The organism is Kitasatospora sp. NPDC001664, assembly GCF_053596675.1.
On sequence record NZ_JBSFGS010000037.1, the window covers coordinates 18,746 to 42,774 of the forward strand.

At 73.9% G+C, this 24,029-nt stretch carries 27 protein-coding genes; 16 read left to right on the top strand and 11 right to left on the bottom strand.

The genetic code is table 11. The features are described from left to right. Positions 1-5 precede the first annotated feature (5 nt). From ACWCYY_RS35275 to ACWCYY_RS35290, 4 genes are all read right to left on the bottom strand, one after another. On the bottom strand, positions 6-398 hold the full coding sequence (locus ACWCYY_RS35275) for an STAS domain-containing protein (protein WP_449798391.1): 393 nt from the start codon (positions 396-398) through the stop codon (positions 6-8). Continuing rightward, positions 395-1,486 carry a cobalamin B12-binding domain-containing protein gene (locus ACWCYY_RS35280; protein ID WP_449798392.1) on the bottom strand — a complete coding sequence of 364 codons (1,092 nt, stop codon included), beginning with the start codon at positions 1,484-1,486 and terminating at the stop codon, positions 395-397. Before ACWCYY_RS35280 ends, ACWCYY_RS35275 begins: the two co-directional genes overlap by 4 nt. Next, positions 1,483-3,078, bottom strand: coding sequence for a PP2C family protein-serine/threonine phosphatase (locus ACWCYY_RS35285; RefSeq protein ID WP_449798423.1), 1,596 nt, complete (start codon positions 3,076-3,078; stop codon positions 1,483-1,485). Before ACWCYY_RS35285 ends, ACWCYY_RS35280 begins: the two co-directional genes overlap by 4 nt. Positions 3,079-3,355: 277 nt before the next feature. Beyond that, the gene (locus ACWCYY_RS35290) at positions 3,356-3,853 is read right to left on the bottom strand and encodes a MarR family winged helix-turn-helix transcriptional regulator (RefSeq protein WP_449798393.1); all 498 of its coding nucleotides are present in this window, start codon (positions 3,851-3,853) and stop codon (positions 3,356-3,358) included. Between the two features lie 81 nt (positions 3,854-3,934). Between ACWCYY_RS35290 and ACWCYY_RS35295 the strand changes: the two genes are divergently transcribed. From ACWCYY_RS35295 to ACWCYY_RS35330, 8 genes are all read left to right on the top strand, one after another. Beyond that, positions 3,935-5,122 (top strand): PP2C family protein-serine/threonine phosphatase, encoded by a 1,188-nt coding sequence (locus ACWCYY_RS35295; RefSeq protein WP_345288926.1) that lies wholly within the window; start codon positions 3,935-3,937, stop codon positions 5,120-5,122. 98 nt (positions 5,123-5,220) lie between these two features. After that, positions 5,221-5,610: an STAS domain-containing protein gene (locus tag ACWCYY_RS35300; protein WP_449798394.1), complete on the top strand. Its 390-nt coding sequence runs from the start codon at positions 5,221-5,223 to the stop codon at positions 5,608-5,610. 17 nt (positions 5,611-5,627) lie between these two features. Then, positions 5,628-6,092, top strand: coding sequence for an ATP-binding protein (locus tag ACWCYY_RS35305; RefSeq protein WP_449798395.1), 465 nt, complete (start codon positions 5,628-5,630; stop codon positions 6,090-6,092). A gap of 151 nt (positions 6,093-6,243) precedes the next feature. After that, the gene (locus tag ACWCYY_RS35310) at positions 6,244-6,621 is read left to right on the top strand and encodes an ATP-binding protein (protein ID WP_449798396.1); all 378 of its coding nucleotides are present in this window, start codon (positions 6,244-6,246) and stop codon (positions 6,619-6,621) included. A 146-nt stretch (positions 6,622-6,767) separates the two neighbouring features. Beyond that, on the top strand, positions 6,768-7,043 hold the full coding sequence (locus ACWCYY_RS35315) for a GlsB/YeaQ/YmgE family stress response membrane protein (protein WP_449798397.1): 276 nt from the start codon (positions 6,768-6,770) through the stop codon (positions 7,041-7,043). 119 nt (positions 7,044-7,162) lie between these two features. After that, a complete protein-coding gene (locus ACWCYY_RS35320) occupies positions 7,163-7,558 on the top strand; it encodes a DUF2267 domain-containing protein (RefSeq protein ID WP_345288932.1) in 396 nt (131 codons plus the stop codon). A 272-nt stretch (positions 7,559-7,830) separates the two neighbouring features. Then, positions 7,831-8,220 carry a VOC family protein gene (locus ACWCYY_RS35325; RefSeq protein WP_449798398.1) on the top strand — a complete coding sequence of 130 codons (390 nt, stop codon included), beginning with the start codon at positions 7,831-7,833 and terminating at the stop codon, positions 8,218-8,220. Between the two features lie 204 nt (positions 8,221-8,424). Beyond that, a complete protein-coding gene (locus ACWCYY_RS35330; RefSeq protein WP_449798399.1) occupies positions 8,425-10,197 on the top strand; it encodes a cytochrome c biogenesis protein DipZ in 1,773 nt (590 codons plus the stop codon). A gap of 9 nt (positions 10,198-10,206) precedes the next feature. Here the strand turns inward: ACWCYY_RS35330 and ACWCYY_RS35335 are convergent, their stop codons facing one another. Continuing rightward, positions 10,207-11,205: a hypothetical protein gene (locus tag ACWCYY_RS35335; RefSeq protein WP_449798400.1), complete on the bottom strand. Its 999-nt coding sequence runs from the start codon at positions 11,203-11,205 to the stop codon at positions 10,207-10,209. A 272-nt stretch (positions 11,206-11,477) separates the two neighbouring features. On the opposite strand from ACWCYY_RS35335, the gene ACWCYY_RS35340 reads away from it, so the two are divergent. Both ACWCYY_RS35340 and ACWCYY_RS35345 read left to right on the top strand, forming a co-directional pair. After that, positions 11,478-12,239 (top strand): isocitrate lyase/PEP mutase family protein, encoded by a 762-nt coding sequence (locus ACWCYY_RS35340; RefSeq protein ID WP_345288936.1) that lies wholly within the window; start codon positions 11,478-11,480, stop codon positions 12,237-12,239. A gap of 135 nt (positions 12,240-12,374) precedes the next feature. Then, positions 12,375-12,533: a hypothetical protein gene (locus ACWCYY_RS35345; protein WP_345288937.1), complete on the top strand. Its 159-nt coding sequence runs from the start codon at positions 12,375-12,377 to the stop codon at positions 12,531-12,533. A 36-nt stretch (positions 12,534-12,569) separates the two neighbouring features. On the opposite strand, the gene ACWCYY_RS35350 is transcribed toward ACWCYY_RS35345, so the two are convergent. Beyond that, positions 12,570-13,397, bottom strand: coding sequence for an alpha/beta fold hydrolase (locus tag ACWCYY_RS35350; protein ID WP_449798401.1), 828 nt, complete (start codon positions 13,395-13,397; stop codon positions 12,570-12,572). Between the two features lie 439 nt (positions 13,398-13,836). On the opposite strand from ACWCYY_RS35350, the gene ACWCYY_RS35355 reads away from it, so the two are divergent. Then, positions 13,837-14,541: an LmeA family phospholipid-binding protein gene (locus ACWCYY_RS35355; RefSeq protein WP_449798402.1), complete on the top strand. Its 705-nt coding sequence runs from the start codon at positions 13,837-13,839 to the stop codon at positions 14,539-14,541. A gap of 99 nt (positions 14,542-14,640) precedes the next feature. Here ACWCYY_RS35355 and ACWCYY_RS35360 read toward each other — a convergent pair whose 3' ends face one another. Next, positions 14,641-15,195, bottom strand: a complete 555-nt coding sequence (locus ACWCYY_RS35360; RefSeq protein ID WP_345288941.1) for a LysM peptidoglycan-binding domain-containing protein — start codon at positions 15,193-15,195, stop codon at positions 14,641-14,643. Positions 15,196-15,407: 212 nt separating this feature from the next. Here ACWCYY_RS35360 and ACWCYY_RS35365 point away from each other — a divergent pair, with 212 nt between their 5' ends. From ACWCYY_RS35365 to ACWCYY_RS35375, 3 genes are read left to right on the top strand one after another with little or no spacing between them, the layout of a single operon-like run. Next, a complete protein-coding gene (locus ACWCYY_RS35365; RefSeq protein ID WP_449798403.1) occupies positions 15,408-16,904 on the top strand; it encodes a pyridoxal phosphate-dependent decarboxylase family protein in 1,497 nt (498 codons plus the stop codon). Next, a complete protein-coding gene (locus ACWCYY_RS35370; RefSeq protein ID WP_449798404.1) occupies positions 16,901-18,295 on the top strand; it encodes a sulfotransferase family protein in 1,395 nt (464 codons plus the stop codon). The genes ACWCYY_RS35365 and ACWCYY_RS35370 overlap by 4 nt, the downstream gene beginning before the upstream one ends. Continuing rightward, a complete protein-coding gene (locus tag ACWCYY_RS35375; protein ID WP_449798405.1) occupies positions 18,249-19,268 on the top strand; it encodes a cytochrome P450 in 1,020 nt (339 codons plus the stop codon). The genes ACWCYY_RS35370 and ACWCYY_RS35375 overlap by 47 nt, the downstream gene beginning before the upstream one ends. Positions 19,269-19,348: 80 nt before the next feature. On the opposite strand, the gene ACWCYY_RS35380 is transcribed toward ACWCYY_RS35375, so the two are convergent. Beyond that, positions 19,349-19,540 (bottom strand): hypothetical protein, encoded by a 192-nt coding sequence (locus ACWCYY_RS35380; protein ID WP_345288946.1) that lies wholly within the window; start codon positions 19,538-19,540, stop codon positions 19,349-19,351. Between the two features lie 124 nt (positions 19,541-19,664). After that, positions 19,665-20,612 carry a TetR/AcrR family transcriptional regulator C-terminal domain-containing protein gene (locus tag ACWCYY_RS35385; RefSeq protein WP_449798406.1) on the bottom strand — a complete coding sequence of 316 codons (948 nt, stop codon included), beginning with the start codon at positions 20,610-20,612 and terminating at the stop codon, positions 19,665-19,667. 168 nt (positions 20,613-20,780) lie between these two features. Here ACWCYY_RS35385 and ACWCYY_RS35390 point away from each other — a divergent pair, with 168 nt between their 5' ends. Then, positions 20,781-21,989, top strand: coding sequence for an FAD-dependent monooxygenase (locus ACWCYY_RS35390; RefSeq protein ID WP_380149828.1), 1,209 nt, complete (start codon positions 20,781-20,783; stop codon positions 21,987-21,989). Between the two features lie 105 nt (positions 21,990-22,094). Here the strand turns inward: ACWCYY_RS35390 and ACWCYY_RS35395 are convergent, their stop codons facing one another. Further along, positions 22,095-22,523, bottom strand: coding sequence for a hypothetical protein (locus tag ACWCYY_RS35395; RefSeq protein WP_449798407.1), 429 nt, complete (start codon positions 22,521-22,523; stop codon positions 22,095-22,097). Positions 22,524-22,586: 63 nt separating this feature from the next. Here ACWCYY_RS35395 and ACWCYY_RS35400 point away from each other — a divergent pair, with 63 nt between their 5' ends. Next, positions 22,587-23,054 (top strand): hypothetical protein, encoded by a 468-nt coding sequence (locus ACWCYY_RS35400; protein ID WP_449798408.1) that lies wholly within the window; start codon positions 22,587-22,589, stop codon positions 23,052-23,054. A gap of 492 nt (positions 23,055-23,546) precedes the next feature. Here the strand turns inward: ACWCYY_RS35400 and ACWCYY_RS35405 are convergent, their stop codons facing one another. Then, the gene (locus ACWCYY_RS35405; RefSeq protein ID WP_449798409.1) at positions 23,547-23,894 is read right to left on the bottom strand and encodes a DoxX family protein; all 348 of its coding nucleotides are present in this window, start codon (positions 23,892-23,894) and stop codon (positions 23,547-23,549) included. Positions 23,895-24,029 lie beyond the last annotated feature (135 nt).

The following is a 24,029-nucleotide window of genomic DNA, read 5'->3' on the forward strand; positions in this document are numbered from 1 at the left end:
GTGCGTCAGCCGCCGCTCCCGGGGCGGCCGGCGGCGGGGCCCACCCGGCCCCCGTCGCCGACGGGGGAGACGGCGGTGAGGTGGTCGAGCGTGCCGGTGACCCGGAGCAGGCGCTCCAGGCGGGCGGGGCGGTCGTCCAGGTGGAGCTGCACCGAGGCCGTGTCGGTCCGGCGGCGGATCATCAGCAGGACCGACAGGCCGGTGGAGTCGACGGTGTCGAGCCCGGCGCAGCGCAGGTGCAGGTGCTCCAGAGCCGGCCGCTCGGCGAGGCGGGCGGTGACCTGGTCGAGCAGCAGGTCGGCGCTGTCGTGGTCCAGGTCGCCGTGCAGCTCCATCCGGAGGACGTGGCCGGCGTCGACCGTGGTCAGGCGGAGCGGGGTGAGGGGCGAGCTGGTCATGCGGTCTTCCCGGTGGTGGCGGTCGGTTCGTGCGTCAGTCCCCGCAGACCGTGGCCGAGGATCCGGGTGGCGCGGGGAAAGTCCTTGAGCTCGTCGGCCAGCAGGACGAGGGCGGGGGGCAGGGCGGCGGCGGGCACACCCCTTCGTACCAGGATCCGGGTGGTCCAGGCGAGGAAGGCTCCGAACAGGTCCTGGTCGTCGAGGTAGAGCGCGGTGGCGAGGAAGTCGACGATGTGGGCGAGGTCCTCGGCGGTGCGCTCGCGCTGGAGGTCGCTGTAGGCGGCCACGGCCGGGAGGGCGGCCTCCAGGCCGGCGAGGACGGTGCGGACCAGCTCGGCCCTGCTCCGGGTGACCAGGGTGTACTCCTGGTCGGTCAGGTGCGGCAGGTCGTCCAGGGGTTGGTGGTCGGGCAGCGGGCGCGGCAGCGGCCGCGCGGCCAGCAGGTCCGCCGCCGCGCGGGCGTCCGGGGCCCAGGCGTCGGCGCCCAGCAGCTCGGCGTAGCGGCCGTCGGGGCCGAAGGCCGCGCCGCCGACCAGCACCGGGACGCCGACGGCCTGGCAGGCGGTGACGGCCGCGTGGGCGGCGGGCAGTCGGGTGGTGATCGAGCCGGACAGGGCGACCACGTCGGTCGGGGTGGTGTGGAGGTGGGCGATCAGCCGGGTGGAGGGCACCTGGGCGCCCAGGAAGTCGACCTGCCAGCCCCGCAGCCGGAGGACCTCGGCCAGCAGCCGGGCGGGCAGCGCGTGCCACTCGCCGTCCACGCAGGCCACGGTGACCCGGCCGCGCGCGGGGGTGGGCGGATCGGGGGTCCGCGCGGCGAGGGCGGCGACGGCGCGCTCGTTGACGGCGGTGGCGGCGTGCTCCTGGGCGACGCTGATGGTGTCGTCGGCCCACCGCTCGCCGATCCGGCGCTGCACCACCGCGATCACGTCCAGCAGCAGGTGCTCCGGGGCCAGGCCGTCGGCCAGGGCGCCCAGCACCAGCGCGGCGGCGGCGTCGGCGTCCTTGGCCAGTACGGCGTCGAGCAGGGCGTCGGCCAGCCGGTCCGGGCGCGGGGCGGCGGGCCGGGCGGAGGTGCTGGTGGTCACGCGGTGTACCGGCCCCGGGTGTGCCCGTCCACCGCGGTCAGGTGCCGGGCCGGCGGTGCGGCGATGACGACGACGGCCATGTCGTCGTGCCGGCGGTCGCCGAGCCACTGGGCGGCCAGCATCAGGACGTGCTCCACGACGCCCTCGGCCGGCATGCCCGCGCACCCGGCCAGCGCCCGCCGCAGGCGCTCCTCGCCGAACTGGGCGTCTCCCATCGGCCCGCCCCGGGCCTCGGTGATCCCGTCGGTGTACAGGACGCAGAACTCGCCCGGTGCGAGGGCGACTTCGGCGGTCCGGGCGACGACCCGGGGGAGCACCCCGACCAGGTTGCCGTGGGTGTCGGCCTCGTGGACGGTGCCGTCCGCCCGGACGATCAGCGGCGCGGGGTGTCCGCCGCTGGTCAGCCGCAGGTCCACCACGCCGCCCCGCCGGACGGCGGAGGCCAGCACCACCGTCGCGAAGCGGGTGTGGTGCGAGGTGAGCAGCGCGGTGTTCAACAGGTCGAGCATCCGCTCGTGGTCGTCGGCCAGCGGCAGCAGGGCGTGCAGGGTGTTGCGGATCTTCCCGGTCAGCACGGCGGCCTCCAGGCCCTTGCCGCAGACGTCCCCCATGGTGACCAGGGACGCCTCGCCCTCCACCACGGCGGGGTGCACGTCGTAGAAGTCCCCGCCGACCCGCTCGTGGTCGGCGGACGGCCGGTACCCGCCGGCGAAGTCCACCCCCGCGACCTGGTGCAGCACCGGCGGCAGCAGCTCGCGCATCAGGATCTCGCTGATCGCGGCCTGCTCCGAGTACAGCCGGGCGGCCGACATCGCCGCTCCGGAGCGGGCGGCGAACAGGCGGGCGAACACCTCCTCGGCCTCGGAGAACGCGGCGCTCTCCGAACGGCGCAGCAGCACCAGCGCGCCGGCCGGCACGCCGTGGCCCGGGAGCGGGGTGATGACGATCGAGCCGACCGGGCCGAAGCCCTCCGGGAGCATCCACTCCGGGGCCGAGGCCGGGTCGATCCAGCGCGAGGGGACGGGCGGGAAGCCGCGCAGGGCCTCGCCGAGGCCGGGCACCGCGTCGGGGTCCACCGCGTGCTGCGAGGCGACGGGGTCGCCGCCGCGCAGGCAGCTGACCACCGGGAGCCACGCACCCTTGGCGGGGGCGAGGACCAGGGCGGCGTCGGCGAGGTTCTCCGCGGCCAGCCGGGCGGTGGTGTTCATGCAGCGTTCGAGGTTGAGGGAGGAGAGTAGGGCGCTGGACGCCCTGGCGAGGAAAGCGGTCCGTTCCCGTTCCATCCGCAGCGCCTCCCGGGCGAGCCGGCGGTCGGTGTCGTCCACCAGCCACCAGGCCACCGTGCCGTCGGCCCGCACGCTCGGGTGGGCCTCGAAGGTGCGGCCGTCGATCGGACCGGAGGGCGGGCCCTCGGCGCCTCGACCTGCGGTCCGTCCTCCGGTCCCATCGACGGTCCGGCCCAGGGCGCGGTGCGCCTCGTAGAGCCAGGCGGGGACCGCGTCGGCCAGTGGCGTCCCCGGGGTGGAGAGCGGCAGCAGCAGGCCCGCGGCGTCGTTGCGCTGGGTCAGGGTGTCCTGCGCGTCGGCGACCAGGGCCGGGTACGGCGCGCCCGACCAGGGGAAGTGCCGGGTCTCGGTGGTCTGCGAGGGGATGGGTAGCAAGTGTCGAAGACCCGCTGGGCGGATCCCTCACCTCATCAAGTCGACGGAACAGTTGTCGTCCGGCAACAATCCCCCATCCCGGCGTCCGCTGGCAACCCGGGCCCCGCCCCGGGCGGAGGCACGGCAACATTTTCCGCTCGGCAACATTTTCGGTGTGGAAGAATGCGGGAATCGTCACGGAAGATCCCGACCTGAGGAGCCGAGGTGTTCAGGCGGTGCGCACGTCCGCAGCCGCGGCACCGTCCGCGACCGGCCCGGCCGCAGCGGCGCTGGCGGCCCGGAACGCGGTCAGCCCGGTCAGCAGCGCCCGGCGGTCGGAGGGCGACATGACGGCCAGGATCTCGCCCAGGGACGCCTCCCGCGCCGCGCGCAGGTCGGCCACGAAGCTCCGCCCGGCCGGGGTGAGGCGCAGCTCCAGCTCGCGCCGGCTGACCGGGCTGGCCCCGCGCTGGAGGAGCCCGACCGCCTCCAGGCGGTCGCACAGCCGGCTCACCGAGGACGGGCGCGAGGCCAGGATCTCGGTGAGGGTGCGCAGGTTGATCCCGTCGCTCTCCGCCAGGACGTAGAGCACCCGCAGCTGCGACACCGACACCGGGGTCGCGGCCAGGTCCCGGCCGCCGCCCCAGAGCACCTCCAGCAGCTCGGCGACCGACGACAGCGTGGTCGCCGCGTCGACGGGGCCCGGAAGCGGGGAGGCGGGGTTCATGGACCCATCCTGACACCCTCCCGGACGACAACGACATCCCGACGCCGTATCAACCGACCTTCAGAAGAACGAGGAGCACGAGTGACGACCGGCCCGGCCACCGCGGAGCGCGCCCTGCGCACCGCCGCCCCCTACGCACTGCTGGACGCCCTGCGCGACGTCCTGACGCGCCACTACCGCGTGCGGACGGCCGAACTGCTGCTCGCCGACTACAGCCTGACGGTCCTTCAGCGGGTGACGGACCTCCCGCTCACCGCCGCGCCGGTGTCGGTGCACACCAGCGCCCCGGGCCGGGCCTTCGGCTCCCAGCAGCCCTTCGCCGAGACCGGGCCCGACCGCACGCTCCTGCACCTGCCGGTCACCGTGCGGGGCGACCGCCTCGGCGTGCTCAGCCTCGACCTCGACCCCGGCCACCCGGCCCCGGAGCTGCGGGACGAGCTGCTGGAGATCGCCGAGATGCTCGGCCACCAGATGGTGGTCGCCGAACGCGACACCGACCTCTACCTGCAGGCCCGCCGCAAGGACCGCCTCACCCTGGCCGCCGAGATGCAGTGGCAGCTGCTGCCGGCCCGCGCCTGCGCCCGCGAGGAGTACGCGATCGGCGCGCAGCTCGAACCCGCGTACGCCATCCACGGCGACAACTTCGACTGGTCCGCCACCGAGGACCGCCTCACGCTGACCATCACCAACGGCATGGGCGAGGGCATCGACGCCTCCCTGCTCACCAACCTCGCGGTCAACGCCCTGCGCAACGCCCGCCGGGCCGGCATCGGCATCGCCGACCAGGCCGCGCTGGCCGACCAGGCCGTCTACGCCCAGCACCGCGGCGAGGCCCACCTGTCGGTCCTGCTGCTGGAGTTCCACCTCGACACCGGCCTGGTCGAGGTGGTCGACGCGGGCTCGCCGCAGCTGCACCGGCTGCGGGCCGGCGCCGTCGAGCACGTGCCGTTCGAGGCCCAGCTGCCCCTGGGGCTCGCCGACGACACCCCCTACGAGGCCCAGCACGTCGAAGTGCGGCCCGGCGACCGGCTGATCTTCGTCAGCGACGGCGTGCACGCGGTGGCCTCGCGGGCCGGAGAGATCTACGGCAAGGCGGCGCTCGCCCGGGCCATCCAGTCCACCAGGCTGCTGCCGGCGGCGGAGGTGCCCCGGGCGATCCTGACCGAACTCGCCGTCCACCGCGACGACGACCCGCAGGACGACGCGCTCATCGTCTGCCTCGACTGGTACGGGCGGCCCGCCGCGGCCGGCGAGGCGGACTCCGGCTGACCCCGGCCGCCTCTGGCCTGGTGCGGTCCGCCCCGGCCGGCCGCGGCAGGTGACGGCCGGTCAGGGCGCGCCCCGGAGAGGTCAGTAGGATGCCGGTCATGGCTCAGGAGACGACAGGCGGGGCGCCGATCCCCGCCGCCGGCGGGACGAGCGTCGTGCGGGCGCAGGCGGAGCTCGACTGGGAGACCGCGGCGGCCTTCACCGCCGAGGTCCAGGCCGTACTCGACTCCGGGGCCGGGCCGGTGGTCGTCGACCTGGCGGCGGTCCGGTTCATGGACTCCTCGGTCCTGCAGACCCTCCTGCTCGCCCGGCGGCGGATGACCGCCGAGGGCCGGGCCCTGGTGCTGGCCGGGCCGCTCCACCCCACGGTGCGGAGGCTGTTCGATGTCGTCGACCTCGGCGACCACCTCGCCTTCGCGGACGACCTGCCCGCCGCACTGGCCGCCGTCGAGGGTGCCGGGCGCGGCACCCACCACCCGAACGGGTGAGGCGGGGGAGCGTGCCGGTGCCGACAGGGCCGAAGCCGGGCGGACCGGTGCCCGCCGCAGGGTCGGTGCCCGCCGCCGGGGCGGTGGAGTCCGCGGCCCAGGCCCGCGCCCTGGTCGGCCGGGTGCTGCACGGCACCGTCGCGGCCGGGACCCAGGTGGAGGCCGACGCCCTGCTGGTCACCACCGAACTGGTCGTCAACGCCATCCGGCACGCCGGCGGGGTGACCGCCTTCGCCGCCGCCCTTGATCCCGGTGCGGAGGTCCTGCACGTCACCGTCGAGGACGCGGACCCCCGCCACCCGCGCGGCGCCGCCGCCGACCTGGACGACCCCACCCGGATCGGCGGCCGGGGCTGGCCCCTGGTGCGGCTGCTCGCCACCACGGTCGACGTGCGGGCCCTGCCCGGCTGCGGCAAACGCATCCACATCACCCTCACCTTGTGTCCCGGGCCGGACCGGAATGCCGGACGGGTCCGGGGGTAGGCGAGCCTCCGACCGCCCGCGGAGACCTCTCTCTCGCTGCTCCCGCGGGGACGCTCACCGATCCGAGGTCACCGCGATGCCGTCTCCCCGTCCGTCCCCGTTCGCCGACGACGGTGCCCGGGGCGACCGGAGAGCGTTTTCGGACCTTGCGGTGCGGACGGCCTCGCAGGCCCGGCGGGCCGTCAGCCGGGTGCTGGTCGGGGCCGGGCCGGTGCACGCCACGGCCGAGGCGGACGCCCACCTGGCCGCCACCGAGCTGGTCACCAACGCGATCCGCCACGCCGGGGGCGTCACCGGGTTCGAGACCCGGATCGAGGAGTGCGGCGGCCTGCTGCGGATCGCCGTGGAGGACGCCGACCCCCGCCACCCGCGCACCGACCGGGCTGCCCTGCACGACTTCGGCACCCTCGGCGGGCGGGGATGGGCGATCGTCCGGGAACTGGCCGCCACCTGCACCGTCCAGACCCTGCCGGCGGGTGGCAAGCGGATCACCGTCACCCTGCCGCTCACCGACCGCACCGCGACCTGACCCCCACCCGCGGTGGGTCGGGCCCGGTTCACGGCGGTGCGTGGCGACGTCCGCTTCGGGCGGCTGCGGAAGATCAGTGGGTTTGGGGATCGCAGATCGGAGAAGACGAGTGCCGACGCTGTCGTACCCCGAGTGAGGAGAAGCACATGGGCATCATCGCCTGGATTCTGATCGGACTGTTCGCGGGCCTCATCGCCAAGGCACTGATGCCGGGCAAGGACCCCGGGGGCATCATCGTCACGATCCTCCTCGGCATCGCGGGCGGCCTACTGGGCGGCTGGCTCGGCAAGGTCCTCTTCGGCGTCGACTCCATCGACGGCTTCTTCGACCTCTCCACCTGGACAGCGGCCGTCGCCGGATCGGTCATCCTCCTCATCGCCTACCGCCTGGTGACGGGCAACAAGCACCGCAGCCGCGCCTGAACCCCGCAGCCCGTCCGGCGGCCGCACCCCTCGTGGGAGGGGCGCGGTCGCCGGACATCCGCAGAGCGACGAGCACGCCACCGCCCCGACCCACCGGCTGCCCCAGGAAGGCCACCACCATGACCCACCGCCGCCTCATCGAGCAGATCCGCGCCAACGGCCACCACACCACCGACCAGGAGACCGAGAGCGTCCTCGCCGCCGTCCTCACCGCCCTCGGCGGCCAACTGGCCGGCGACGAACGCTGCGCCCTCGCCGCGGTCCTGCCCGAGCAGGACCGGGCCCTGTTCGCCGCCCAGATCCCCGCGCCCGAGGCGGTCGCCGGGCCCGCCTTCGTCGAAGCGGTCGCCCGCACCCTGAACACCACCCTCGCCACCGCCCGTTGGGACACCACCGCAGTCCTGGCCGCCCTCGCGGACCTCGCCGGAGAGCAGCTCACCGACCGCCTCCTCGCCCACCTCCCGCGCGGCTACGCCCTGCTCTTCGGCCGCGCCGACCTCGCGGCCGCCGCCTGACGGAGACGCCGACGGCCATCCCGTACGCCGCCGGCCGCCGGGGCCACCAGGTCGTGCGTGCCGGGGAGGTCGGCGACGTGGCCGACCGACTCGCACACGGCCGAGGAGCCCCGGCGACCGGCCGTTGGCCCTGGGGCGGCGGCGATCTGAGCCTTCGTCACCCGATGGTTGATCCACCGCGTCGGCGGGGCTAGGGTCTTCGACGGCATCGCGTGTCGGTCACCGTCCGGGTGAGGCATGGAGGTGTCGGGACATGCCTTCGGAGGCATTCCTTGTCCGTCGAGTTGAACCACACGATCGTCCACGCCCGGGACAACCGGGAGTCCGCTGACTTCTTCGCGGAGCTGCTCGATCTCGAGATTACCGCCGAGTGGGGCCCGTTCATCGCGGTGGCCCTGGGGAACGGCGTCACCCTGGACTTCGCCACCATCCCGGTCGAGAGCATCACGCCGCAGCACTACGCCTTCCTGGTGTCCGAGGAGGAGTTCGACGCGGCGTACGCGCGGATCCGGCAGCGCGGCACGGAGCACTACGCGGACCCCCATCGCAAGCAGCCCGGCGCGGTCAACCACAACGACGGTGGCCGCGGCGTGTACTTCATGGACCCGGCGGGTCACGCCATGGAACTGATCACGGTGCCGTACGGCGGCTGGGCCGCGTAGCCGCAGGACCTCGGCCCGGAGCGGGGTTGAGGGTCCGTCAGTGCGATGCCCGCCCTCAACCCCGCAGTGCCGGACGCGGTCGCCGTGGCGACGGTTCGCCCGCGCGGCCCCGCAGCGCCGGGTGCACCCATCTGGGCCCCGGGCGGTTCCGAATTCCCGGGTGAGGAGGCGCGGGTGGCGTTGCCTCGGACGGAGGCGGTCCTCATGCTCACGTTGGTCCTGATCGGCCTGCTCGGCGGCCTGATCACCGCGGTCTCGCCGTGCATCCTGCCGGTCCTTCCCGTGGTCTTCCTCGCGGGTGGCCCGGGCAGTGCGTCCCCACCACCGGCAGCCTCGAAGGACGCGGCGCCGACGGAAGCCGGGGCGGTCGTGACCGCCGCCACCGAAGCTCCGTCGGCGCCCCGCCGCAACCGCCGCCCGTACGCCGTCGTCGCCGGACTGGTCCTGAGCTTCAGCTTCTTCACCCTGCTCGGGGTCACGATCATCTCGGCCCTGGGCCTGCCACAGGACGTCCTGCGCTACACCGGGCTGGCACTGCTGGTCCTGATCGGCCTCGGGCTCGTCTTCCCGCCCGTCGAGCGGCTGCTGGAACGGCCCTTCTCCCGGATCCCGCAGCGCCGGGTCAACAGGGAGGGCAGCGCCTTCGTCCTCGGGCTGGGTCTCGGGCTGCTCTACGTGCCCTGCGCGGGCCCGGTGCTCGCCGCGATCACCGTCGCGGGCGCCCGCGGGGAGATCAGTGCCGGCATCGTCGCGCTGACCCTGGCCTTCGCCGTCGGCACCGCGATCCCGCTGTTGGTGTTCGCGCTCGCGGGCCGCCGGGTGTCCGAGCGGGTGGCCGCGTTCCGCACCCGCGCCCGCAAACTTCGGATCGCGGCGGGCTGCCTGATGATCGTGCTGGCCTTCGCCCTCGCCTTCGACGTCACCACCGCCCTGCAGCGGGCGCTGCCCGACTACACGGCGACCGTGCAGAAGCGGGTCGAGGACAACGACACCGCCCGGCAGAAGCTCTCCGGCCTGTTCGACGACTCCAACAAGGACCTCGCCCGCTGCGAGGACGGCGTCGACGAGCTCCGCTCCTGCGGCGCCGCCCCGCCGCTGGCCGGCATCGCCAAGTGGCTCAACACACCGGGCGGGGCACCCGTCGACCTGGCCGCGCTGCACGGGAAGGTGGTCCTGATCGACTTCTGGACCTACTCCTGCATCAACTGCCAGCGCAGCCTGCCCCACATCGAGGCCTGGGACCGCGCCTACCGCGACAAGGGCCTCGCCGTCATCGGCGTCCACTCACCGGAGTTCGCCTTCGAGAAGGACGCCGGCAACGTCGCCGACCAGGCCCGCAAACTCGGCGTCAGCTACCCCGTGGCGCTCGACAACGACCTGGACACCTGGGACAACTACCGCAACCGCTTCTGGCCCGCCAAGTACCTCGTCGACGCCCAGGGCACCGTCCGCTACTTCACCTTCGGCGAAGGCCGCTACGCCCAGACCGAGAACCTGATCCGCGACCTCCTCCGGCAGGCCGACCCCACGGTCCAACTGCCGCCGGCGACGGGCCAGACCAACGACGAGCTCGCGGCCGACCGCACACCGGAGACCTACCTCAGCACCACCGGCATCCGCGGCTACACCGGCACGCCCGGGCTGGTCCAGGACAAGGCGACCGTCTACGCCTTCCCCGCCGACGGCGTCCCGCCGGGCCGGCTCTCCCTCGCCGGGACCTGGACCACGGGCTACGAACGGTTCACCGCCGGCCCCGACGCCCGCCTCGCCTTCACCTACCGCGCCAAGAACGCCAACCTCGTCCTCGCCGGCGAAGGCACCGTCACCGTCCTGGTCGACGGCAAGCAGACCGGGACCCTCCAGATCCACGGGACCCCCACCCTCTACCGGCTCACCGACGACGCCACGGCCCGCCAGGCGCAGCTCGAACTCCGCCTGACCCCGGGCCTCCAGGCCTTCGCCTTCACCTTCGGCTAGAACGGATCGTCAGTACTGGCGGGACTGCTTCCACCACACGCCGCCGCTCGCGGTGGTGGCGAGGAGGTAGACGGTCGCGGCGTAGGCGACCAGGGTGGGGCCGTAGCGGGCGACGAAGCCGTTGACCTCGGCGCTCCAGCCGCCGGCCCACCCGCCGGTCGAGGCGACCGAGGACAGCCGGAGTCGGTGGGTGCCCTGCTCGCGGACGGCCATCTGACCCCAGACGCTGTTCGCCATCGCGATGGCGGGCTGGGCGTCGGTGAGTACGCCCGGCAGGATCTCCTGCCCCCACCAGCCGCCGTTGCCGTAGTGCTGGCGGATCACGTTGACCTGGTTGTCGGTGCCGCGCCAGGCCAGCAGGATGATGTTCGACGAGGGTGCAACGGAGAGGGCGGGCGAGGAGGGGCTCGTCGCGTTCGGGACCGCCACCGGGAGGTCCCAGAGGTTGTTCTGCCCGTTGAAGAAGACGCTGTAGACGTTCGCGCTGTCCTGCCCGCGGTAGGCGAGCAGGAGTCCGCGCGCGGGCAGCGCCGTCACGGCGACCGGCAGGTTGTTGGGCGTGCGCACGTCGTTGGGCACCTGGTACCAGGCGCTCGGGTTCAGCAGGTTGCCGGTGACCTGGATGTGGGAGTAGAAGACGAACCCGTTGGTCCCGGTGTGGAAGACCCGGAAGTAGGAGCTGTTCCCGCCGTGGGTGTCGAACACGACCACCGGGCTGACGTTCGTCTGGGCGCCGCCCATCTGGATGGGAGTCCCGTGGTTGATGGAGAGGTAGATGTTGTTGTTGCTCCATCCGCGCCAGACCTGGACCAGCGCGTTGCCGTTCGGATCGCGGGCCTCGGACATGTCCCCGTCCGAGTAGACCGGCGCGTTGTCCTCGATCTCCTGGCTCCAGCCGTTGCTCTCGCCGGGCTCCGCGGCGGACGCCGTCGAGCTCGCCAGGAGGACGGACGTGGCGGCGACGAGCGCGACCGGGAGCAGGCGCCAGGTCTTCGTACGGGTCTTCAAGGTGGATCCCCTCCAAGGGAGTTGCAGGCCGATCCGCCGCTTCGAGGCGGCCTCGGCCAGGTGGTGGCTGATGGTGCGTCAGCACCGCCGGCGGCTCCACTGTCGCGCCCGGACACCGGCGGGCACGTCAGTCAGGTGACCCAAGTCACCGGAATTCAGTCAGATCCCGCAGGTCAGACGGTCGCGACGGTGACTCCGCCCCAGCCTGGACCGGGGCCCGATCGTTCCGTTGTTCCGTCGTTCCCGGGCCACCACGGGGTAGCGTCCTCGGCATGGACCTTCACACCACCGTTGAGCGCGCCCAGCGCCTGAAGCAGCTGCACGCCGAGCACAAGCCGCTGGTGCTCCCCACCGTCTGGGACGCCTGGTCCGCGCGGACCGCGGCCGCGGCCGGTTTCCCGGCGCTGACGATCGGCAGTCATCCCCTCGCCGAGTCCCGCGGGGCGGAGGACCAGGAGGGGCAGAGCTTCGAGGAGGTGCTGGCGGCCGTCCGGCCGATCATCGCGGCGGTCGACGTCCCCGTCTCGGTGGACCTGGAGTCCGGCTACGGCCAGTCGCCGGCCGACCTGATCGCCGGGCTCGTCGAGGCGGGCGGGGCCGGCCTGAACGTCGAGGACACCGTCCACTCGGAGGGCGGGCGCGTGCGGAGCACCCGGGAGCACGCCGACTACATCGCCGGTCTGCGGGCGGCGGCCGACGACGCGGGCGTCCCGGTCTGGATCAACGGGCGCACCGACCTCTTCGTCCACGCGGAGAGCGCCAAGGCCGTCCTGGACGAGGCGATCGAGCGCCTGCTGGCGATGGAGCGGGCGGGCGCCGACAGCGTCTACCCCGTGCGCATCCAGGACGACGACGAGCTGCTCGCGGCGGTCACGGGCGCGGTGTCGGTCCCGGTGAACTCCACCGCCCACCCGGTCAGGCACGACATCGAACGCTTCCGCCGCCTGGGCGTCGGCCGGATCACCTACGGCCCGCTGCTCCAGCTGGCGCTGACGGACGCGATGAGGGGGATGCTCGGACCGTGGTCGTCCTGAGCCCGGCCGCCCGGGCGGTCCGCTGAATCCCGCTGCCCGCCGGTGGGGTGAGGGGCCGTCAGGCCGGGCACAACCCCACCGGTGGTGCCCGGCCCCGGAGCGGGGCCGAACGACGACGACAGCTGGGAGCAGGACATGCCGAGCACGGGATACCCGCCGAAGTCGCGGGTCTCGACCGCACAGACGCCGGTGGCACCGGCTCCGCCCGCCGGGGAGCAGGCCGCGCCGGCCGCCCCGGACCGGGTGGAGTCCGAGGCGGCGGGCACGCAGCCGGCCGCCGACGAGCGGGACTGAGGGTACGCGGCCGGCCCCGGCGGAGGGCTGCGGTTCTCAGGCCTTGAGGAAGTCGAGCAGGTCCTGGTTGAAGCGCTCCTTGTCGCCGGGGACGACCGCGATGCCGTGCGAGCCGCCCTCGTAGACCTTGAGCACGGCGCCGGGGACCAGGGCGGCGGTCTTGCGACCGGTGGCGTCGATCGGCACGACCTGGTCGTCGTCGCCGTGGACGACCAGCAGGGGGATGTCGAACTTCTTCAGGTCGTCGTGGAAGTCGGTGTAGCCGAAGGCGTCCACGCAGTCGACGCCGCCCTGGACGGTCTGGGCCATCGCCATGTACCAGAACGCGTCCTGGTTGCCCTGGGTCGCCTTGGTGCCGGGGCGGTTGGCGGACAGGAAGCCGACGGCGGTGTCCTTCCAGAACTGGGAACGCTCGTTCAGGATGCCCGCCTTGATGTCGTCGAAGACGGAGCCGGGCACGCCCTCGGGGTTGTCGGGGCCTTGGACCATCAGCGGCGGGATCGCCGAGAGCAGTACCGCGGACTTGATCCGCGAGGTGCCGTGGCGGCCGATGTAGCGGGCGAGTTCGCCGCCGCCCATCGAGTGCGCGACCAGTGTGACGTCCTGGAGGTCGAGCTCGGTGAGGAGGTCGTCGAGGTCGTCCGCGAAGGTGTCGAAGTCGTAGCCGTCGTAGACCGGGGTGGAGCGCCCGTGCCCGCGCCGGTCGTGGGCGATGCCGCGGAACCCGGCGTCGGCGACCGCCTTCAGCTGGTCCTGCCAGGCGTCGCCGTTCAGCGGCCAGCCGTGGATGAACACCACCGGGCGGCCACTGCCCCAGTCCTTGTAGAAGATCTCCACACCGTCACGTGTCGTGCAGTAGGGCATGACTGACTCCGAATCGGGATGTCGGGGAGGACCCACGGAAACGCGGTGCACCGACCTCGGACGTGCGCCCGGCCAGGGGGTCGGGGTCCGGCGGAAGGGCGGTCCGGTGCGCGTGCGGCGGTTCAGGCGGGACGGCACTCGGTGCACGCACCAGCCAAGCCCACCGGGCCGGGGTCCGCATCCGGCACACCGGAGCGCTCCACCGCCCGGGTGACGGCCGGGCCCGCTCACCGGTTCGGTGGGGAGGACACAACTGCCCGCCGGGCCCGCCTCGAACCGCGCCTGCGGGCCTACGCGTTCACCATCGGCCGGCGCATGCTTTGATGGGCCGATCCGCTGATCGGATGCATCGGACCGACCGGTGGCCACTGAGGGGATGCGGGACCGGAACGAGCCGTCGGCAGCGGCCGGCCCGGCCCACGGCACGGGGGAGCGGGAGATGAAGCGGCGCTGGGTCAAGGTGCTGGTGGTCGTGGTGGTCGTCCTCACGGCTCTGTTCGTCGCCGCGGACCGGATCGCCCTGCACTACGCGGAGAAGGAGGCCGTCGCGCTCGCGCAGGAGCGTTACGGCTACGGGGCGGGACCGACCGACGGCTTCACCGAGGTCTCGATCCACGGATTCCCGTTCCTCACCCAGGCCGCCGACCTCAGCCTCGACCACGTGACCGTGACCGCGGGGAACTTCACCCTCGACACCACGGCCGGCACCCAGGGCGACCACCTCACCGTGCGCAGGCTCGACCTGGACCTGTACGACCTGGCCGCGTCGTCGCTCACCGGGCGCAGCGCGGGCGCCAACCTGGTCACCGGCCGCCTCACCATCGGCTACGCGGACCTGTCCGGCGCGGTGTCCCGGCTGGTCGGTGCCGGCAGCGCCCTCACCGTCGCGCCGGCCACCGGTGCCGGCAGCGGGGAGGAGGCGGCCCTGCGCATCACCGGGACCTGGAACGGCCGGCCGGTGGACACGGCGGCGAGCGTGGCGGTCGCGGCCGACGAGCTCGAGCTGCGGGTCCCCGTGCTCGGCGGCCTGAGGTACGCCTGGCCGGTTCCCCTGCCCCAGAACATCAACCTCACGGCGGTCCGCTCCACCCCGGAGGGGCTCCAGCTGGAAGCCGTCGGACACCAGGTCGTCCTGGGACGGTGACCGCCGTCGCGGCGCGAGCGAGCCGGGCTGACCCGCCGTCACTTCGCCTGCGCCGCGCTCCCGTCCGCTCCGGGCGGGGGCGCGGCGGGTGAGCAGGCGTCAGGGGATGATCAGCGTCTGGCCCGGGTTGATCAGGTCCGGGTCGGGGATCCCGTTGGCGTCGGCGATCTGCTGGTACCGGTTCCCGTCGCCGTAGAAGCGCTGGGCGATGGCCGAGAGGCTGTCACCGGGCTGGACGGTGTAGGTCTGCTGCTGCACGGGCTCCGGCTCGGGCTCCCGGACGGGCTCCGGGGCCACCCGGTCGGCTCCGGCGACGCGGGTCCCCGTCTCCCACAGCGTCCCGCCCGCCTGGCTGGTGACCACGAGGTTGCCGTCCTCGGCGAGGCTGACGTAGGCGCTGTCGTGGCCGTCGGTGCCAGCCGCCCACCGGACCTGCCCGGCGCCGTCGTAGAGGACGAAGTTCCCGTCCCCCTGCATCCTCGCCTCGGCCCCGCCGCTGCCGTCGGTGGCGGAGGCCCACAGCACGGCGCTGGTGCTGAGGTCCGCCAGGACGAGGTTCCCGTCCTGCTGCAGGGTGAACCGGAACCGCCCGTTGCCGGACAGCAGCTCCTGGTCCACTGCGAGAACCTCGCCGGGCTTGAGGACTGAGGACATGGTGCACTCCACATGGTCGAGAGGAACTGGGCAGCCAAGCGATCACGGCCGCGGCCGTCCCCTGCCCGGCAGTGGCGCCCCCACACGCGGACCGGCCCGGGTTCACCCGCACGAGCGCCCTGGCCGCACCGGTTGACGATCCCGGCCCGGTGCCGGGCCACCGGGAGGGGTGTACTTGTCACGTCCCTGCCGAGGTACCACAGTGTGCTTCCATGAACACCATCAGTGGGGGCGGGGGGCCGGATTCGCTGACGCTGCCGCCGGAGTCGGTCGACGCGCTGGGGCAGCGGGTGTGGGAGATCGTCGCGGGGCACCTGGTGGCCGGTGGTGAGGGGGCTCCGGTGGCCTCGGCGGGCGCGGCGGCCGAGGCGGCACGGCTGGGCTCCGAAGCCCTGCCCGAGGCCGCGGCCGATGATCCGCTCGTGCTGGTGGACGAGGTGGGACGGCTGCTGCGAGAAGGCAACGCGCACCCGGACCACCCGGACTTCCTGGCGTTCGTGCCCTCCCCGGGGACGGTGACCGGGGTGCTGGCCTCGGCGCTGGCCACCGGGTTCGCGGTCCCCACCGGATGGCGGTTCAGCGGCGGGGTCTCCAGTGCGATCGAGTCGGCCGCGGTCCGGTGGCTGGTCGAGCTGCTGGGGCTCGCCCCGGGTACCTCCGGGCTGTTCGTGTCGGGCGGCTCGACCGCCAACCTGACCGCCCTGACGGCGGCCCGCGACGCGCTGGTGGGGACGGAGGCGCGCGGCGCGAGCGCCTACTTCTCGGACCAGACCCACTTCTCCGTCCCCCGGGCGCTGCACGTGCTGGGCATCGGCGAGGACCGGGTCCGGGTCCTGCCCGCCGACGCGCACCGCAGGATCCCGTTGGGGGTCCTCGCACGGCAGGTGGCCCGGGACCGCCGGGACGGCCTGCGGCCGTTCCTGGTGGTGGCCAACGCGGGCACCACGGCCACCGGCGACGTCGACCCGCTCCCCGAACTGGCCGCGTTCTGCCGCGCCGAGGGCCTGTGGCTGCACGTGGACGGCGCGTTCGGAGCCCCCGCCGCGCTGACCGCGCGCGGGCGCGGCGTGCTGGCGGGCCTGGAGGAGGCGGACTCGCTGAGCGTCGATCCGCACAAGTGGCTGTTCCAGCCCGCGGGGACGGGATGCGTGCTGCTGCGTGACCCCGCCCGGCTGACCCGGGCGTTCGGCATCGGGCTGCCCGGCTACCTGGACACGGGTGCCACCGGTCAGGAGGGGGACGGGGTGGACTACCTGCACTGGGGGGTGGAGCAGACCCGGGAGTTCCGGGCGCTGCGCCTGTGGCTGTCGCTGAAGGTGTTCGGGGCGGACGCGTTCCGCGCCGCCGTGCAGCGGGGCCTGGCGACGGCGGAGGACGTCGCCGCGTACATCGCCGCCCGTCCCGGCCTGGAGGTGGTGACGGGCCCGTCCCTGGCCGTCGTCACCTTCCGCGGGCTGCCGCCCTCCACCGGGCCCGGTCCGACCGGACAGGACGCCGACGCGGCGGTGGAGGCGGTCTGCCAGGACCTGCGCGCGGAGGGCACTGCCATGGTCGCCGCCGTGACGGTGGCCGGCCGCCGGGTGTTCCGGCTCTGCACGATCAACCCACGGGCGCGGCCCGAGGGCGTCCGGGCCGTGGTGGACCGGATCGCCGCGCTGTGGGCCGCCCGGACCGGAACCCCGCGACAGCGGTCGGGAGCCGTACGGTGAACCGCGCGCCCCGCGGCGGCCCGTACGCCGCCGAGCGCCTGGACGCCGACGCGCTGCGGGCCGAGGCGGTGCGGTCGACCGGTCTGGCGGACTTCGGCGCCCCCGGACACGGCCCGGCCCTAAACCTGCTCGTCTCCTCGCTGGAGTCGGAGGCCCGGCTCACCCCGGTCGGCCGCGCCGAGGCGCGGGAGACCCTGCTGCGCGCGCTCCGGACCCGGCTGCGGCTGCACGCCGTGCCCGTGCCACCCGTGCTGCCGCAGGCGCCACCCGTCGTTCTGATCGGCCTGCCGCGCACCGGCAGCACCCTGCTGCACCGTCTGCTGGCCCACCATCCGGCGCTGCGCGCACCCCGCCTGTGGGAGCTGCTGGCGCCGCTCACCCCGCCCGGTGCCGGAACGGCGGACCTGGTCGCGGACGCCGAACGGCACGTCGCCGAGCTGTCCCGCACCGCCCCCGAGCTGGCCCGCATCCACCCCACCGGGGCGAGGGAGCCGGAGGAGTGCGAGCACCTGATGAACACCGACTTCCGCAACAGCGTGCTGGGGATGCTCAGTTACCGGACCCCGTCCTACGCCCGCTGGCTCGCCGAGCAGGACCTGACGGCCACCTACGCCCTGCACCGGGCCCAGCTCGCCCACATCCTCGCCCGGCGCCCGGCCCCGGCCGGCTCCCGCCTCCTGCTGAAGAGCCCCTCCCACCTGTGGCACCTGCCCGCCCTCGACCGGGCCCACCCCGGCGCCCGGTACGTCGTCCTCGAACGCGACGTCGACGAGGCGGTCGGCTCGGTCTGCGGCCTCGTCGCCGCGGCCCGCCGCCGACGCAGCGACGCCGTCGACACCGTGGAGATCGGCCGGGAGATGACGGCGGCCACCCACGCCGCGCTGTCGAGGATGCACGCCTTCACCACCGACCCGTCGGTCGCCGACCGCTGCCTGACGGTCCGTTTCACGGACCTGGCGGCCGACCCCGACGGCACCGCCCGGCGCGTGCTGGAGCGGCTGGGGCTGACCGCCGACGGCGCCCTGCGCCGACGCTGGCACGAGCACCTCTCGTCCAACCCGCGCCCCGACCACGTCCACCCCCGCGAGTCCTGCGGCCTGCCGCCCGTCGGCCCACTCCCCACCGCACGGAGGCCACCCCATGACGACGGCCGCCCCGGGCCGCGGCCGCCCGCCCTATCCGTTCGACCGCGCCGACTGCCTCGCACCGATGCCGCACACCGACTTCCTGGCCCTGCCGGGCCTGGCCGCCGTCACCCTGCCGAGCGGCTGCCCGGCCCACCTCGCGGTCCGGCACGCCGACGTCGTCCGCGTCCTGACGGACCGTCGGTTCAGCCGCCGGGAGATGCTCACGGCCCCCGGCGGTCCCCGGTTCACCCTGGCGGACCGTGACGAGCCCAGCCTGCTCGGCCTCGACCCGCCGGACCACACCCGGGTGCGGCGGCTGTGCGCCCGGGCGTTCCGCCGCGACGCCGTCGACGCCCTCGCCCCCACGGTGGAGGCCCATGTGCGGCGCCTGCTGTCGGCCCTGTCGGCCGCCGCTCCCGAACCGGTCGACCTGCACGCCGCCTTCGCCCTCCCGCTGGCCGAGGCCGTCCTCGGCGACGTCCTCGGGGTCGCCGCCGCCCACCAGGCCGCGACCGCCGAGTGGGCCCGGCACAAGCTCTCGCTCACCTCACTGCCCCCGGAGCAGGCCCGGGCAGGTCACGAGGCGCTGCGCACCCACTTCGACCGGCTGCTGTCCGCCCCGCCGGACGAGGGCGCCCTCGTCCCCGGCGGACTGCTGGACCGCCTGCGGGACGCCCACACCGCAGGCGAGTTGAGCCGGCCCGAACTCCTCGCCACCACCGTCAACCTGTTCGTGGCCGGACACGCCACCACGGCCGCCACCCTCACCAACGGCGTGCTGGCCCTGCTCAACCACCCGGACCAGTGGCAGGCCCTGTGCACGGACCGCACCCTCCTCGGACCGGCCGTCGAGGAGATCCTGCGCTTCGACACCATCGCCGACGTCGGCCTGCCCCGCCTGGCCGTCGCGGACGTCACCCTCGGGGCCACCACGGTCAGGGCCGGCGAAGCCGTCGTCCCCTCCCACGCACACGCCGGACGCGACCCCGCCGTCTTCACCCGGCCCGACACCTTCGACATCACCCGTGCCCCGGGCCCGCACCTGGCCTTCGGACACGGCCCGCACCGCTGCATCGGCGCCGACCTCGCACGGCTGGAACTGCGGACCGCGATCGGCGCGCTCGCCGACCACGCCCCGCACCTGCGCCTCGCGGAAGCCGCCACCGACCTCCCCTTCCCGGGCGGGAACCTGATCGGCGGAGTGAGCCGCCTGCCGGTGCACTTGCACGCCCCGTGAGCTGACCTGGTCCGAACGTCGCGCGGCGTCCCGGTTCCTGAACCAGGGTCAGCAGTACGCCCGCCGGCGCTCCGTCCCGCTCAGAGCCCGCCCAAACGGGAATCGGGGTGCAGCGGCCAGGACCGCAGGGCCGCCACCTCGTAGACCGTCAGCTCGGTGCCCGTCGGCCGTGGCGTCCGCACCGGTGGACGCTCGGCCCGGAGCCGGTACCCCAGGCGGTACGCCGAGGCCGTGGCCACCAGTGCCGCACACACCGTCAGGAAGATCCCCACCCGTTCCCCCTCGGGGACAGAGTCCGTCGTCGGGGTCGGTCTTCCCCTGCGGCCGTCGCAGGAATCCCGAGGGCCAACTCCGATGATCAGCAGAGCAGTTCGGAGGCGGTCCGGCGGGACCTGGTCACGGCCGCGGCGGGGAGTCGCCGAGCAGGACGGCGATGCCGTCGAGCAGCCGGTCCAGGCCGAACGCGAAGAGCCGGTCCAGGTCGAAGTCGTAGCCGTCGACGGTGTACCGCTCCAGCAGCGGGAACCGGCCGCTCGCCAGCACCGCGCGCAGCGCCGTCTCCTGGGTGGCCATCCACTCCGCGGCGTCGAGGCCGGTGTCGGCCTCCGCCGCGTTCTCGCTCTCGACGTTCATCGCGATGCCGCGCACGTAGGTGAGCAGCGTCAGGTGGGCGGTGAAGACCGTCCACGGGTCGAGGCCGCGGCCGTCCAGGGCGGCGAGCACCCACTCGGTGAACGGCAGGGCGTTGACGGCGAGTTGAGGGCGGGTCATGGAGAGCGCGGGCGCCAGCCACTGATGCGCGCGGAAGGCGTCCCAGAGGGTCCTGGCAGCCACCGCGAGCGGCTCGCGCCAGCCCTCGGGCCGCTCGGCGGGGAGGGCGCGGTCGGCGAAGACGGCGTCGATCATCCGCACCAGCAGGTCGTCCTTGTCCGCGACGTGCCGGTACAGCGCCATGGGGGAGACGGCGAGGTCGGCCGCGACCCGCCGCATGGAGAGCGCGGCGAGCCCCTCGGCGTCGGCGATCGCCACCGCGGCGGCCACGATCCGCTCCGCGGCGAGCGCGACCTCCGGTGCGGCCCGCCGGAGCCGGGCCGCGGGCGGGCGCAGCGCAGGTGGCCGCTCCGGGCCCACGACCACCGTGCCGACACCCGGGACGGCGCGGACCAGCCCGGCGTTCCGGAGCTCGGTGAGCACCTTGGTCGCGGTCGCCATCGCCACCCCCCACTGCCGGGTGATCTCCCGGGTGGAGGGCACCCGTTCGCCGGGAGCGAGCTCACCCAGCTCGATCCGGCGTCGCAGCTCCTCGACGATTCCTCGGTAACGCGCCCCGTCGTTCCGGTCCACCGCATCCCCTCCGCACTAGTGCACCTACGCTGCCCGTCAGCCTAGCCAGCGCCGCCCCGGGGCTGGTCCACCAATGCTCTCCGCACTAGTGCACTCCACTCAACTTGCCTTTTCTGCACGGCATTTCTCGCTTGCTACGACTAATGCGTACAGCGTACATTCCGAGTCATGGGGAACACTGACATCCTGATCTCCGGCGGCGGCATCGCCGGCCCGGCCCTCGCCCACTGGCTGCACGCGGCCGGTTTCACCGCCACCGTCGTCGAACGCGCGCCGGCCCCGCGCCCGGGCGGCCAGACGGTCGACCTGCGCGGCGCCGGACGCACCGTCATCACCCGGATGGGGCTGATGGACCGGGCCCGCGAGCTGAGTCTCGACCAGAAGGGCATCGCCACGGTCGACGCCGCAGGCCGGATCACCTCACGGCTGCCCGCCGACGCCTTCGGCGGCGAGGGCATCGTCTCCGAGATCGAGATCCTCCGCGGTGACCTCGCCGGCCTGCTCCACGAGTCCACCGCGCCCTACACCGAGTACCTCTTCGACGACACCGTCACCGCCCTCGCCCAGGACGGCGACGGCGTCACCGTCGACTTCGAACGGGCCGGCACCCGGCGGTTCGCCGCGGTGATCGGCGCCGACGGACTGCACTCCGTCGTCCGCGGCCTGGCCTTCGGCCCGGAGTCCTCCTGCGTCCGGCCGCTGGACATCCAGCTCGCCTGGTTCACCGCCGAGACCGACCTCGACCTCGACGGCTGGTACCTGATGCACAACGCCCCCGGCGGACTGGTCGCCTCCGCCCGCCCGGGGCGGCTGCCCGGCGAGGTCAAGGCCGGCCTCGCCTTCCGATCGCCCCCGCTCACCTTCGACCGCCGCGACCTCGCCGCCCAGAAGGAGACCGTCGCCCGCCGCTTCGCCGACGTCGGCTGGCAGACACCCCGGCTGCTCGACGCGATGCACCGCTCCACCGACTTCCACCTGGACTCCCTCGGCCAGGTCCACCTCGACAGCTGGACCCGGGGCCGCGTCGCCCTGCTCGGCGACGCGGGCTACAGCCCCTCCCCGCTCACCGGCCTCGGTACCAGCCTCGCCCTGGTCGGCGCCTACGTCCTGGCGGGCGAACTCGCCGCTGCGCCCGGAGACATCGCCTCCGCCTTCCGCGGCTACGACCGGATCATGCGCCCGTACGTCGCCAAGGCGCAGCAGCTCCCGCCGGGCGGCGCCGGCGGCTTCGCCCCGAACAGCGCCCTGGCGATCCGCCTGCGGGCGATGTCGATGCGGTCGATGAACCGCTGGCCGATGCGGCAGCTCCTGGCAGCCCAGTTCGCCAAGGCCGGCGACATCGACCTTCCCGAGTACGGCCTGCCGGTGGCCCGGTGACCCCCGGTCGATCGTCCGCCGGCCTTCGCTGCTCCTGATGTACCGCCAGAAGGGGCCCGAAGCAGAGCAGTTACCGATCCCGGGGCCCGGGCCGTGCTGCTGCGGCTATGCCGGTTCGGTGCGGTCGGTGCCCGGCGGGTACTCCCCGTACCAGGGGCGGATGCGCAGGTACCGCTCCATCATGACCGGCCCGAGGTGCACCTCGATCCCGTAGCCGGGCCGCCCCGGGAAGGGGAGGTTGTACAGGAAGCCGGTCACGATGACCTCGATCGCCCCCGGGACGCACCGCAGGGTCTCCTCCTCCAGGAAGGCCAGGACCTGCCGCCAGTCGGGCCCGTCCGGCTCCCCCTCTCCCAGGTAGGAGCGCACGGTGTCCTGGACGACGTCCCAGAAGAATACGTACGTGAGCACCTCGTGCTCGTTCTCCAGGTGGCACTCGTAGGCGCCTTCGAACCCGGGGACCCGGGCCACCAGGTCCTCCACCAACCGCACTCCGGCGGCGTCCTTCTCGTCGGTCGTCCGTTCGGGCGTCATGAGACGCAACGCTAGCGTGGCGCCGGACGCCGCCTCTTCCAGGTGAGGGGGACGGCCGGTCGGGTGGTCGACGGACGCCGGTCGACTCGTGACGTACGACCTCCTGACCGCTCGTCAGCTGGTCACGACCATGGCCCGGCCGGCCCGGCCGCCGCCACCGTCGCCGACTGCAACAACGGTGCCAACGGCTTCGTCGACATCCCGGACAACCTCTCCGGCACCGTTGCCCGGTCCGCCGATCTCGGCAACGGCCGCACCGTGACGCTCCAGTACGGGAACGTCGCCGGCGCCCAGCGCGGCTGGGCCAAGCTCAGCGGGGCGACCCAGCCGAGCGACCTGGTCTGGATGGACTGGACGACCAACGGCGGCACGTCCTGGCTGCAGTGCGGCCCGTTCAGCTCGGACCAGGGCTGGGTCCAGAGCAAGACCAGTGCCGCGAAGGCGACCGACCCCTCCAGCCAGTACATGTTCCGGGCCTGTGCGCGGAGCTTCTCGCCGTACGACGTGGGCCGCTGCACCACCTGGTGGTAGACCGTCCACCCGGCACCACCCCGGCCACCACCGCGGTGACGGCCACCAGGCCGCCCGCGACGATCAGGGCGGCCCAGGCCGCGGGGCCGAATTGCCGCAGTGGGTGCCGTGATTGGTGGGACGGTGCGGCGAATGGATTCGGGCCCTGAGGCGCGGTGAAGGATTCGCGCTCCTGCGCGGCTCGGCCCTGCGGGCTGCCCGGCAGATCAGGTGATGGCGTGTCCACTGGTGGTTCCCCCTTGCTGGTGCGCTGCCACTGCTTGTGCGGCTGTGCGAGCGTGTGATGGGCTCCCGGCCGCAGGTGTTGGGTCCGTGCCACCCGCGCGCCTCGCACCGGCAGCGCCGGGGCGGTCACCGCCCGGCCGAGGCCGGGCCCGGCACCTCGGGGCGGTCGGCCGGAGACCGGACGGACCCCTCTGGGCCGGGAGCTGTTCAGCCGTCATCGCGTCCTTCCGGCACGGTTGCTGATGTCGGCGAGCGTGGTGACGGTCGTCAGGCGGCGAGGCCGAGGCCGAGGGTGACCGCGGCGGGGGCCAGGTACAGGATCGGGAACACCACGGTCTTGTAGGAGCGCGCCCTGAGGTTGGTGATGACGGCGCCGAGGAAGTAGAGGACCAGTCCCACAGCGGCCGCGATCCCGAGGGCGGGCACGGCCAGGCCCACCAGCAGACCGGCCGCGCCGGCGAGCTTGGCGAGCGCCAGCGGAGTCCACCAGGAACGGGGGACGCCGTAGTCCACCAGCGGCTGGGTCACGAACTCCGCCCGGCGCGCCAGGGACACACCGGAGAACCCGATCCACAGGGCGGTGACGACGGAGAGGACGACGTGGGCGACGGACATGGCGTGGCTCCAAGGTTGGTCGGGCGGGAGCGGGAGAGCGAGGTCGTCCTCCCTGCTCGGACATCTCACCGACACGCCCCAGCCGGGGAATGTGACAGGCGGCGAGGAAATTTCTTCTCCGCAGCAGCCGGTGAG

What these genes read in the sequence shown, in the direction of transcription:
- ACWCYY_RS35275 (WP_449798391.1), bottom strand. Translation starts at nt 398, where the DNA reads ATGACCAGCTCGCCCCTCACCCCGCTCCGCCTGACCACGGTCGACGCC.
- ACWCYY_RS35395 (WP_449798407.1), bottom strand. Translation starts at nt 22,523, where the DNA reads ATGACGCCCGAACGGACGACCGACGAGAAGGACGCCGCCGGAGTGCGG.
- ACWCYY_RS35350 (WP_449798401.1), bottom strand. Translation starts at nt 13,397, where the DNA reads ATGCCCTACTGCACGACACGTGACGGTGTGGAGATCTTCTACAAGGAC.
- ACWCYY_RS35320 (WP_345288932.1), top strand. Translation starts at nt 7,163, where the DNA reads ATGACCCACCGCCGCCTCATCGAGCAGATCCGCGCCAACGGCCACCAC.
- ACWCYY_RS35290 (WP_449798393.1), bottom strand. Translation starts at nt 3,853, where the DNA reads ATGAACCCCGCCTCCCCGCTTCCGGGCCCCGTCGACGCGGCGACCACG.
- ACWCYY_RS35365 (WP_449798403.1), top strand. Translation starts at nt 15,408, where the DNA reads ATGAACACCATCAGTGGGGGCGGGGGGCCGGATTCGCTGACGCTGCCG.
- ACWCYY_RS35375 (WP_449798405.1), top strand. Translation starts at nt 18,249, where the DNA reads ATGCTCACGGCCCCCGGCGGTCCCCGGTTCACCCTGGCGGACCGTGAC.
- ACWCYY_RS35355 (WP_449798402.1), top strand. Translation starts at nt 13,837, where the DNA reads ATGAAGCGGCGCTGGGTCAAGGTGCTGGTGGTCGTGGTGGTCGTCCTC.
- ACWCYY_RS35360 (WP_345288941.1), bottom strand. Translation starts at nt 15,195, where the DNA reads ATGTCCTCAGTCCTCAAGCCCGGCGAGGTTCTCGCAGTGGACCAGGAG.
- ACWCYY_RS35345 (WP_345288937.1), top strand. Translation starts at nt 12,375, where the DNA reads ATGCCGAGCACGGGATACCCGCCGAAGTCGCGGGTCTCGACCGCACAG.
- ACWCYY_RS35300 (WP_449798394.1), top strand. Translation starts at nt 5,221, where the DNA reads ATGGCTCAGGAGACGACAGGCGGGGCGCCGATCCCCGCCGCCGGCGGG.
- ACWCYY_RS35390 (WP_380149828.1), top strand. Translation starts at nt 20,781, where the DNA reads ATGGGGAACACTGACATCCTGATCTCCGGCGGCGGCATCGCCGGCCCG.
- ACWCYY_RS35405 (WP_449798409.1), bottom strand. Translation starts at nt 23,894, where the DNA reads ATGTCCGTCGCCCACGTCGTCCTCTCCGTCGTCACCGCCCTGTGGATC.
- ACWCYY_RS35315 (WP_449798397.1), top strand. Translation starts at nt 6,768, where the DNA reads ATGGGCATCATCGCCTGGATTCTGATCGGACTGTTCGCGGGCCTCATC.
- ACWCYY_RS35340 (WP_345288936.1), top strand. Translation starts at nt 11,478, where the DNA reads ATGGACCTTCACACCACCGTTGAGCGCGCCCAGCGCCTGAAGCAGCTG.
- ACWCYY_RS35330 (WP_449798399.1), top strand. Translation starts at nt 8,425, where the DNA reads ATGCTCACGTTGGTCCTGATCGGCCTGCTCGGCGGCCTGATCACCGCG.